Source organism: Synechococcales cyanobacterium T60_A2020_003 (assembly GCA_015272205.1).
Taxonomy (GTDB): Bacteria; Cyanobacteriota; Cyanobacteriia; order RECH01; family RECH01; genus JACYMB01.
The window spans coordinates 1-2,077 of sequence record JACYMB010000366.1; the positions used below are offsets into that span (position 1 = coordinate 1).

The 2,077-nt window shown below is 54.3% G+C and carries 4 protein-coding genes; 2 read left to right on the forward strand and 2 right to left on the reverse strand.

The window, feature by feature from the left end; all coding sequences use genetic code 11:
* On the reverse strand, window positions 1-187 hold a 187-nt coding region (locus IGR76_17795; GenBank protein ID MBF2080310.1), incomplete at its 3' end, for a transposase.
* A gap of 33 nt (window positions 188-220) precedes the next feature.
* On the opposite strand from IGR76_17795, the gene IGR76_17800 reads away from it, so the two are divergent.
* Entirely contained in the window at window positions 221-553 is a 333-nt protein-coding gene (locus IGR76_17800; protein MBF2080311.1) for a Uma2 family endonuclease, read from the forward strand.
* Between the two features lie 10 nt (window positions 554-563).
* Here IGR76_17800 and IGR76_17805 read toward each other — a convergent pair whose 3' ends face one another.
* On the reverse strand, window positions 564-1,751 hold the full coding sequence (locus IGR76_17805; protein ID MBF2080312.1) for an aminotransferase class V-fold PLP-dependent enzyme: 1,188 nt from the start codon (window positions 1,749-1,751) through the stop codon (window positions 564-566).
* 116 nt (window positions 1,752-1,867) lie between these two features.
* On the opposite strand from IGR76_17805, the gene IGR76_17810 reads away from it, so the two are divergent.
* The coding region (locus tag IGR76_17810) for a peptidase S8 (protein MBF2080313.1) at window positions 1,868-2,077 on the forward strand (210 nt) is incomplete at its 3' end.

Here is a 2,077-nt window from a genome sequence, read left to right on the forward strand (position 1 = left end):
CTTTGACGGTCGCCATTGTTTGAATCGCAAGGTCACTATAAAGAACTGACGCGCCGGGTTTGCCGCTCAACTCCTCGACCACCCACTGCCCCAGCACAGATTCTTCGATCCAGAAGGTGAGGCTTCCCCTAGCCTTCAATCCAGCGTTATACTCTGACCAGTTGCGGATGCGGTATTGAGGTTTCATGGCAGGTTTTATATGTGATAACTGAAATTTACCATGCCTCTCCTGCCCGCAACCCCTCTTTCATGCAACAACGCCGACCATCTGCCTCCGGATTTGGTGATCGAAGTAGATATTACCAGTCCCTCAACCCAGCGCATGGAGATTTACGAAGCCCTGGGAATTGCTGAAGTTTGGCGCTACACCAAGCAGCGCGGGCTCGTGATCTATCTACTGACTGCGAAGGGATACGACGAATCTGCTACCAGCAGTGCCGTACCTCCAGTGACAGCCGTTAAGCTGAATGAATTTCTAAGGCAACGACAAACCCAAGGCGAGAATCAGGTGATTCGGGCTGTACGAACCTGGATTCAGCAGGCTAACGATTAGTCCAAATAGGCTAGAAAGCTTGGGCGATCGCCTCCACCAACTGATCGCACTCCTCCTCCAGCGTCAGGTAGTGAACCGAGGCGCGAATGCAGTCCGGCAGGTTAATTTTTCGGACGAAAAGTCCCTGTTGTTCTAGGTTTGCCACCCATTGACCATGATTCAGGTCAGGATGCTGGATGCGAAACGAAACGAGTCCGGCCTGGGGCGGCGAGGTGCGAAGACACCGCACTTGGGGAATCTCGCTGAGCCGTTTCCAGAGATACTCACTCATCTGACCAATGCGCTGGTATCGCTCTGCGGCCGTTCCCACTTGGTTATGGGTGGCGATCGCCTCCCTTAATGCAGAGTACAGCGGAAAACTGGAGGTGGAGATTTCAAAGCGGCGGCAGTCTGGCTTCCAGTGGGGCGGTTCGCCAATGACGCCTTTGGTAATGCCGCGCCAGCCTGCAAAGGTGGGGCTGAGGCGATCAAAGGCATTGGGATGAACGTAGAATCCTCCGGCTCCGGCGGCACCACACCACCATTTATGTCCGGTGAAAGCATAGAAATCTGCACCGAGGGCATCGAGTTCTAAGGGGAGAACACCCACCGACTGCGCCGCATCGACTAAAACCTGAATTGGGTACGCCTGGGTCGGGTAGTGGTGGCACACCTTCACGATGTCCGCCAAAGGCAGCACTTGTCCGGTATTCCAAAGAACATGACTGACGATGACGAGGCGCGTGTTGGCGAGTAGGTGCCGCTCGATCATCTGTACCGGATCACCGTCGTTGAGGGTTTGCATAATCGGACAGGTCGTCACCTTGACCCCGAATCGTCGCCGTAGTTCCTCCACGGTGGTCATGACACTGGGATACTCGCAGTCGGTCAGCAGAATATGATCGCCTTCGCGCCAATCCATTCCCCACAGGGCCATGTTGCACCCCATCGACACATTTTCCGTGAGGGCAATCGATTTTGCGGTTGTGCCCAGATCAGCGGCGATCGCCTCCCGCAGACCCTTCATAATCTCTTGGATCTCATCGTTAATCGCAACCGAGAAGGGGCCATCTTGTTGGATGCGATCGTGGGCGTTGTGAAGAGCGATCAGCGCCGATTGGGGCATGGGGCCCTGTCCGCCGTAGTTAAAGTAACGTTTGTTTGCAAGGGCAGGAAACTGCTGACGATGCTGAAGAATGGTCTGGAGGTCAAGACTCATGAGATTGATCGAGTGGAACTGGGCGATCGCATTGTATCAGTGTCACAGCTTGGTTCCCTAACGGGAAAAATCCTGAGCTATTGTGGAGAACATAGCGTCACGTCTGGGAAGTTCCTATGAAACGTCTGCTGCTCAGTTTCTTGTTTGTGACAGGACTACTCTTTGCGCTGGTTGGGTTGCCAGGACTCAAGCCCCAAGGGGAGTACGCCTCGCTGATTATTGACTTTCGGGATAATCTGTCGCCCACGGAATTATCCACCCAGTTGCAAACCCTGACCCAGCAGTACGGTTCACTCCACCTCAATAGTGCCTTTTCCGACGCCGAG

Excerpts from the sequence above, each read along its gene's own strand:
- IGR76_17805 (MBF2080312.1), bottom strand. The coding sequence starts at position 1,751 with ATGAGTCTTGACCTCCAGACCATTCTTCAGCATCGTCAGCAGTTTCCT.
- IGR76_17800 (MBF2080311.1), top strand. The coding sequence starts at position 221 with ATGCCTCTCCTGCCCGCAACCCCTCTTTCATGCAACAACGCCGACCAT.